Consider the following 7,715-nt stretch of genomic DNA (forward strand, 5'->3'; position numbering starts at 1 on the left):
TGCTATGCAATAAACCCCCAAAAAAAGTCTGTTATCCGCAAGCGGGATAACAGACTTTTTTGAGATTATTCACCAGAACGGGGGTTACCGATATCCGAGCGAGGCGCTCCGTCCGGACGGTAGTTTGGCTTGCCTCCAAAGCTTTTGCGACGGCGATTTTTACTTGACCAACGGTTATCGTTCCGCGCAGCATCATTATGCGAATGGTCGGTGTGCAAGCTTCCATGCTCCGAGGTTTGCGTTTCTTCAATCGATCTGATTGCCTGTTCATTACCTTGTGGGCGAGGGCTGCGTGGTGGATACGGTTTAGCAGAAGGTCCGCCCTGCCCTTGTGACTGCTGACGGCGATCCCCGCCGCCAGATGGTCCGCTGTAGGATCGTCCTTGGCGATTCGCATTCCCGCTGTCCTGTCCCTGTCTTGATTGACTTCCCCTAGCTTGGCTAGAAGAACCGGATGGAAAATTCTGATTCACATTAGCGCTTGCATTGCGGCGTTCCGCGTCCGCAGCAGCCCTGGCAACCGCTGATACAGTCACATTTGGTGCTCTGACAGGACCACCTGCACGCTCCTTGATAGGCCAACGCATGATTTGACCATTAATGATAACGGGAGTAATCGGCGGCGCTGCTGTCGCAGCTGTCTCTGCCACCTGCTCCCCTGTTTCATTCATTGCAACGATCGCCTCAGGTGTTTCTTCTTTCATGATTAGCGCTTCTGGAGGCAGCGTGCTGCTATCTAATTTGTTAAGCACGAAATACGCGCATCCAAAATTACAATACTCGTTTATATAATCGACAAAGCTTGAAATTGCGCTTTCCTTGGTAGCCCTTGGATGTCCATCTTTATAGAAGCCCCGAAGGCGAAGCTGGTTATATCCCCAGTCCCCGACGATATAGTCGAAACGCTCCAAAACTTCGCTGAATCTTTCACGGAAAGCTTCAGGGTTCCATCCGCTCTTATGTTCATGAAAAAGCGAGTATGCGTTGCCTCCTGCCATGAAAATCATGATAGGCTCTCCTCCCGAATGCTAGTCGCATGCGCTTCTGCTGATTTTACTTGCTCATGCGCATGATAAGAACTTCGTACGAATGGTGCGGATTCCACATGAGAGAATCCACGGTTCAATCCTTCAATCTTCAATGCTGCGAATTCGTCAGGATGAACGTAACGCTCTACGTTAAGATGAGAGGAAGTCGGCTGCAAATATTGTCCCAACGTTAGTATGTTACAATCTACGGCTCGAAGATCGTCCATGGTTTGAAGAATTTCTTCCCAGGATTCGCCTAAACCAAGCATAATGCTTGATTTCGTAGGGATATCAGGATTCATTTCCTTAGCTTGTCTAAGCAGCTCAAGAGAACGATTGTATTTCGCCTTCGCACGAACTCTGTCCGATAGACGTTCTACCGTTTCGATATTGTGGTTAAGAATGTCCGGTTTAACATCCATTACGATTTGCAGGGAATCCCTATTACCAAGGAAATCCGGAATAAGCACTTCAACGCTGCAGAAAGGAAGCTTCTTACGGATGGCCTTCACTGTCTCAGCGAAGATCGTAGAACCTCCATCCTTCAGATCGTCCCTTGCAACAGAGGTTACAACACAATGCTTCAGCCCCATTTGCTCCGCGGCTTCAGCTACACGCTCCGGCTCTTGCAAGTCGAGCTCAGTAGGAAGACCTGTCTTTACAGCGCAGAAACGGCAAGCTCGGGTACAGATATCACCCAAGATCATAAACGTTGCCGTACGATTCGCCCAGCATTCATATATGTTCGGACAGCGAGCTTCTTCGCATACAGTATGAAGCGTCTTACTCCTCATCACTTTCTTAAGCTCCTGATAAGGTTCGCCTGTTGTTAGTTTAATCTTCAGCCAGTCGGGTTTGCGCGGTTTGGCGCTAGTCGTCATTGGAATTCCCCTCTTTCTGTCCCCTTATTATAGCATGATTAGAATAAAAACCAATGATCTGTAAACCCTACTCCTACATGTTATTGAGTAAGGGAGGAGCAAAGTTGCTGCAAAAAGGCTGGAGTTGTTGCAGGAAACCGATTGACCTCCTATGGCGGTCAATCGTAATTGTCTTACTCCTGCTGATTGTGAGCGGGAATAGCTCTATAGTATATAGTGAGAGAGCCGCTACCCAACAGGAGGAGCTAACTAAGCAGCGCCGTCAGCTCTATGAAGGCTTAAGCATCAAAACCGGGATAGAATGGCAGTACTTAGCCGCCATCGATCAGTATGAACGTACGTTATCGGCCGCCCATCCCCGAACAAGACCCATTAATAAGGATGCGTTAACGGGAATCTTCATCTCCGAACAGGATTGGATCGGAGTCTTGAACCCCGATCGGAACGATTCCTCCCCCGCTTCCATTCGTTTTTTCCATGGAATCGGTAAAGACGGCTCTGGAGATGGAATCGCCAATCGCAATACGGATGAGGATCTGCTTTACTCAATAGCCGCAGAAGCTTTAAAACAAGGGAGTGCCGAAGAGGATTTCAGCATCGGTCTTTGGGAGTATTACCACAATACTCGCGCCGTTCAGCGCATCCGGCAATTTGCTCAGTTATATAAGTTTTTTGATCGATTGGATTTGGACGCTCACGCCTTTCCACTGCCGCTTGGAAGTGTATATTCCTTCCGAAGCACTTGGGGCAACAGCCGCAGCTGGGGTGGCTACCGAATTCATGAAGGTACGGATATTTTCGCGGGTTACGGGGTTCCTGTTAGAAGCACCTGTTATGGTGTCATTGAGGTAAAGGGCTGGAACCCTTTCGGCGGTTGGCGTATCGGCATACGGGATTTAAATAACTTGTATCACTACTACGCTCATATGTCGGGATACGAGAAAAAAATAAAGACCGGAGATGTAGTCCGGCCTGGTCAAATTATCGGATGGGTAGGCAGCTCAGGTTATGGCCGTCCCGGAACGCAGGGGAAATTTCCCCCGCATCTTCATTATGGTATTTACCGGGACAGAGGTCTAGTTGAATGGGCATTCGACCCCTATCCGATGCTTCGCCATTGGGAACGCGAAGAACGGAAGGCCCTTCGCGTTCATCGTTAATCGTCTAGCGGTTCATCCAGCCGCCATCCACGCATAGAACATGTCCGTTCATATAATTGGAAGCATTTGATGCCAAGAAAATAGCAGGACCAATCAGATCTTCGTCTGTTCCCCAGCGTGCCGCAGGAATCCGTTCAAGAATTTGGCGGCTTCTTGCGGGATCATTACGCAAGGCTTCCGTATTGTCTGTTGTCATGTAGCCAGGGGCAATCGCATTCACCTGTATACCTTTGGAAGCCCATTCGTTGGCCAGCGCTTTAGTCAATCCGGCTACCGCATGCTTACTTGCCGTATAACCCGGAACATTAATTCCGCCTTGGAACGAAAGCATGGAGGCGATATTAATAATTTTGCCATAACCCTGCTCAATCATAAGCTCTCCTGCCATTTGGCATAGAACAAAGACGGAATTCAAATTCACGTCCAGTACTTCCTGCCAGTCGGAATAGGCATGTTCTGCAGCTGGTGTGCGACGTATAATACCTGCATTGTTTACCAGGATATCAAGTCCTCCAAACGCTTCGACTGCTGCATCGATTATAGAAGGAAGCTTACTGCGATCAGCGATATCGACTTGAACGATCCTCGCTTTTCTACCCAAGGCTTCAACTCTTGACTTCGTCTCCTCGGCAGAGGTACGGTTCGTCACGAGTACGATATTGGCACCAGCCTCAGCTAGACCCGTGGCGATCGCTTGTCCTAAACCGCGTCCCGCTCCGGTAACGACCGCGGTTTTTCCGGATAAATCAAATCGATTTTGTGGATGCTCTTTCAATTTTCACCGAACCTCCTTCATAACGTTGCAATAGCTCATCCTCAAGCCCATCGTCTGTAATCAGAACATGTAAGTCCTGTAAAGCCGCGAAGGTTAGCAGCGCAGCGCGATCGAACTTGCTATGATCGGCTACGCCATAAATTTCTTTAGCTTCAGAGATATAGGCTTTCTTTAAATCCATTAATTCGCTGGTAAAAACAGAAAGCCCGAATTTATCATGGACTCCTGTTGCTGACAGAAACAGCTTCTGAACATTTAAGCGTGTCAGCCATTCTAAAGCATCATTGCCTACAAGCACGTTATGATGTCGGTAACCACCAGGCACAACTAGCCGAATCTGATCCTTCACCAACAATTCCCGAATAATAAGAAGATCGTTGGTTAGCACGGTGAGCGGCATATTAGGAAGCCTCTTGGCAATCTCCAAGGTCGTGCTGCCCGCATCAAGCGCAATGACATCATGCTGCTGAATATACCGCAGAGCGTGGATCGCGATGGCTTCTTTTTCCTTCAAGTACTTTGTATTCGGAAACTGCAAAGGCAGCATGGCATCCGCTTGATCATTCTGGCTAACCGCGCCCCCATGAATTCTTCTCAGAAGACCCTTCTCCTCCAGCTTCTCCAAGTCCTCGCGTATCGTCTTAGAAGTAACTTCAAACCGCTCGCTCAGTTCGGAAACCTGCACGGATCCTTGCGTCTGGAGCAAATCCAGGATGAATTGATGACGCGTTATAGCAAGCATGATTAGGCGTTCCTCCCGCTTTCAGTTGAACTTACTTCAATGTATCCATGGCTACAACATCCATGTCCTTGAAGGTGTAGTTCTCCCCGGCCATCGACCAAATAAACGCATAGCTGCTTGTACCTGCTCCGGAATGGATAGACCAGCTTGGGGAAATGATCGCTTGCTCGTTCGCCACAACGAGGTGACGCGTTTCGTCCGCTTCACCCATGAAGTGGAATACGCGAGCATCGGCGTTCATATCGAAGTAGAGATAGGCTTCCATCCGGCGATCGTGAAGATGAGCCGGCATTGTGTTCCATACACTTCCTGGTTTGAATAGGGTTACACCGAGCATCAGTTGACAGGTCTGAATGCCGCCTTCATGAACAATCTGATGGATCGTACGTTCATTAGAGCTCTCAAGCGATCCAAGGTTAAGTGTGTTTGCTTCTTTAACGGACACTTTACGAGTTGGGAAGGTCGCATGTGCGAGTGCGGAGCAGAAGTAAATTTTGGCAGGCTCAGCAGCATTCCCGCTGGATAGCTTAACTTCCTTCGTCCCTTTTCCTACATACAGAGTATCCAGCTTGCTAAGAGTGTAACGTTCACCGTCTGCCTCAATAACCGCTTCTCCGCCAATATTAATAAATGCGATTTCACGACGCTCCAGAAAATATTCCGTTTTCAAGATATCCGCAGCTTCCAGCGTTAATGTTTCTTTAATCGGCGATGCTCCACCTATAATCATACGATCATCGTGGGCGTACACCATTTTGACTTTATCTGCTTGAAATAAGCTTTCGATTAAATATTGCTGGCGCAACCTCGCTGTGTCGTAGTGCTTGGCATCGGCCGGATTTGTTGAGTGCCGGATTTCCATAATTAATATTCCTCCTCGTGCGAATTTGTTTTTTTCTATTATAACATACTTTTTCGAACATATACGAACCTTAATTACAAAAAAAAGACCCGTCCTATTTCTTAGTCCGGATCACCTTTTCTATGGCTTTCTTGAATGAAATACCCGCACGATTCCAAGTCAAATTAAGCGCGTCTCGCCTGGCTCGATGCCCTTTCTTCTTACATAAAAGTGGATTTTCATAGGCATTTCTCATTTGTCTTCTTAAACTGCCGATATCCGGTTCCGCCCATAGTTGATCTCTTTCCGAGAACAAATGGCGAAATTGGCGTGAGATCGAGGATTTACGGTTCATGCCAATGACAGGTGGTCTTAATTTATAGTGAACTAGGAAAGAATTTTTATTTGTTAAGAAGTCCATATGTCCGCCCCAACCGGTTGTTATCACGGGAACGCCGCTGGAGAGCGATTCTAGAAACGGCAAGCCGACTCCTTCGCCCCGGGTAGGCAGAACAAAGGCATGCCCCTGCGCATAAATGCTTCTAAGCGCCTTGGAATTTAAATGTCGGGTAACAATCTGAATCGGGGCCGTTTTCTTGCGAATGCCAAGATTAGCTTTGTAGGCTTGTATTCGGGCGCGGATCCACTTTTCATTCTCATAGGGTGCGTATCCTCTTGTTTTGATGATTAGATGCACATGATCGGCGGAGGAAAACTCTTGCCAATAGGCCTTTAGCAAGGCTTCGGGATTTTTACGGTGCTGAAAGCCGAATATGGAAATAAAAGTGAATTTCCGATTCGTTTTCTTAGCAGGCAGCTTCTTACTCTTAGGAGTAAACCTCCGAGCATGTACGCCATGGGGAACGATGAATACGGGAACCCTCACTCCGCTGTTTCGCATGGCCTGCTTGTTCTGAAGTGAAGGAACGCACACAGCATCGGCTTGATTGATTGTCCTTCGCCACCGCTTGGGGATTCGGGTCGTCTCCCAGACGGTGTTGATAATGATCGTATTGAAATGCTTTCTTTCCTTCCTTATGTTCAGAGTATGGGGGGAGTAATGATAAATTAAGACCTTACGCTTCTTTGATAGTTGAATTGACCTGCTCCTCGCAGCTCCGACCGCGGTACTCACCCCTTGCCTTCTCAACGCCCGAACGTACTCTCTGCTGGCGATACCAAGACCAGAGGCTTTGTTGACAGGCCCTTTCCATACGACTTGATAGGGGGTCATTTGCTTTCCACTCTTGTTTTTCTTACATAACCTTTACGCTTATGGAACGAGATCGACCTGTACCTTTTCGAAAGCGCATTAACCCTTTTTCGTGTTATCTCCCCAATGTTCATATTTAGGCTCTTATTTAATGCTCTCTTGAGAATAACCCCTCCCGGATTGATGGAATAAAGGAAATTTCCATAGGTTTCGAATTCGGAAAAAGCGAACTGCTTAGATTTGTCCATCTTGCTTAAGATCGCCTTATACCAGCTTGTTTGATGTTTCGATTTGAGGGTTCTTTTTAACTGCGCCAGCTTCGACTTATTAAATAACATATAGTGGGTGACAAAAGAGGAGGTTGAGGAGGGTTTTTTACCCAGAAGTCTTCTGTAAGTTTTGAAGTATTCGGGCTGGCTCCATTTCCGGCAATAAAACACCGTCTTCTTACCCGTTCTGAATAGATGCGGACGAATTAATAAAGTGTCGGCGTCAATGGCCAGGAAGTATTCTGAGCTACAAAGGGTGTCCCCGCTCATTTTCAATAATTGCTGGAACAACCACCCGGATCTTTCCCATTTCTTAGAACGATAGTGAATGTTTTTTTTCGAGATGGGGAGAACCTTATTCTCATCGACGAACTTGCACCCTTTTCGCCTGCATAGCTCCATTATTCTTCTCCGTTTTGGAGCAACGATCAGAATTTGGCCGATGGGATGCTTTACCTGTTTTTTGACAGCATCAATGACATAGGGAAGCGTCACTAGATCTTTCTCTATTGCAGGAATCAGGATATCTATTTTGGTGCTGCTTGATTGACCTTTGATGAGGACTGACATCTACTCAACTCCATTTAACAAGGAATGGAATCATGATATGCCAGTATGGAACAAAAGGAATAGGCATTACTCCATAAGACCGATTAAGAAAAAAGACTGCCTAAGGCAGCCAGGCTGTCGAGAAAGTCTCGACAGCTTTTATTATGTCCAATTAATTTAATGCGACACCGCGTTAATATGGTATAATATAACTAAACTTATACCGAACGGATGGTGTTTCCATGCTACGTTCAAAT

8 protein-coding genes are annotated in these 7,715 nt (G+C 47.1%); 1 reads left to right on the forward strand and 7 read right to left on the reverse strand.

The features are described from left to right. Nucleotides 1–65 precede the first annotated feature (65 nt). Complete coding sequence (locus ACESLK_RS14820; protein ID WP_373230300.1) at nucleotides 66–1,007, reverse strand: YutD family protein; 942 nt, start codon at nucleotides 1,005–1,007, stop codon at nucleotides 66–68. Then, nucleotides 1,004–1,909, reverse strand: a complete 906-nt coding sequence (gene lipA / locus ACESLK_RS14825; protein WP_373230301.1) for a lipoyl synthase — start codon at nucleotides 1,907–1,909, stop codon at nucleotides 1,004–1,006. Before lipA ends, ACESLK_RS14820 begins: the two co-directional genes overlap by 4 nt. A 206-nt stretch (nucleotides 1,910–2,115) precedes the next feature. Here lipA and ACESLK_RS14830 point away from each other — a divergent pair, with 206 nt between their 5' ends. Next, entirely contained in the window at nucleotides 2,116–3,069 is a 954-nt protein-coding gene (locus tag ACESLK_RS14830) for a M23 family metallopeptidase (protein WP_373230314.1), read from the forward strand. Between the two features lie 4 nt (nucleotides 3,070–3,073). Here the strand turns inward: ACESLK_RS14830 and kduD are convergent, their stop codons facing one another. From kduD to ACESLK_RS14855, 5 genes are all read right to left on the reverse strand, one after another. Beyond that, the gene (gene kduD / locus ACESLK_RS14835; RefSeq protein WP_373230302.1) at nucleotides 3,074–3,844 is read right to left on the reverse strand and encodes a 2-dehydro-3-deoxy-D-gluconate 5-dehydrogenase KduD; all 771 of its coding nucleotides are present in this window, start codon (nucleotides 3,842–3,844) and stop codon (nucleotides 3,074–3,076) included. Beyond that, nucleotides 3,816–4,586 carry a DeoR/GlpR family DNA-binding transcription regulator gene (locus tag ACESLK_RS14840; RefSeq protein ID WP_373230303.1) on the reverse strand — a complete coding sequence of 257 codons (771 nt, stop codon included), beginning with the start codon at nucleotides 4,584–4,586 and terminating at the stop codon, nucleotides 3,816–3,818. Before ACESLK_RS14840 ends, kduD begins: the two co-directional genes overlap by 29 nt. Before the next feature lie 31 nt (nucleotides 4,587–4,617). Then, nucleotides 4,618–5,448 (reverse strand): 5-dehydro-4-deoxy-D-glucuronate isomerase, encoded by an 831-nt coding sequence (gene kduI, locus ACESLK_RS14845; protein WP_373230304.1) that lies wholly within the window; start codon nucleotides 5,446–5,448, stop codon nucleotides 4,618–4,620. Nucleotides 5,449–5,542: 94 nt separating this feature from the next. Then, complete coding sequence (locus ACESLK_RS14850; RefSeq protein WP_373230305.1) at nucleotides 5,543–6,661, reverse strand: glycosyltransferase family 4 protein; 1,119 nt, start codon at nucleotides 6,659–6,661, stop codon at nucleotides 5,543–5,545. Beyond that, a complete protein-coding gene (locus ACESLK_RS14855; protein ID WP_373230306.1) occupies nucleotides 6,658–7,479 on the reverse strand; it encodes a DUF6492 family protein in 822 nt (273 codons plus the stop codon). The genes ACESLK_RS14850 and ACESLK_RS14855 overlap by 4 nt, the downstream gene beginning before the upstream one ends. Nucleotides 7,480–7,715 lie beyond the last annotated feature (236 nt).

Origin of the sequence: Cohnella sp. (genome assembly GCF_041640265.1) — a bacterium.
Classification (GTDB): Bacteria; Bacillota; Bacilli; order Paenibacillales; family Paenibacillaceae; genus Cohnella.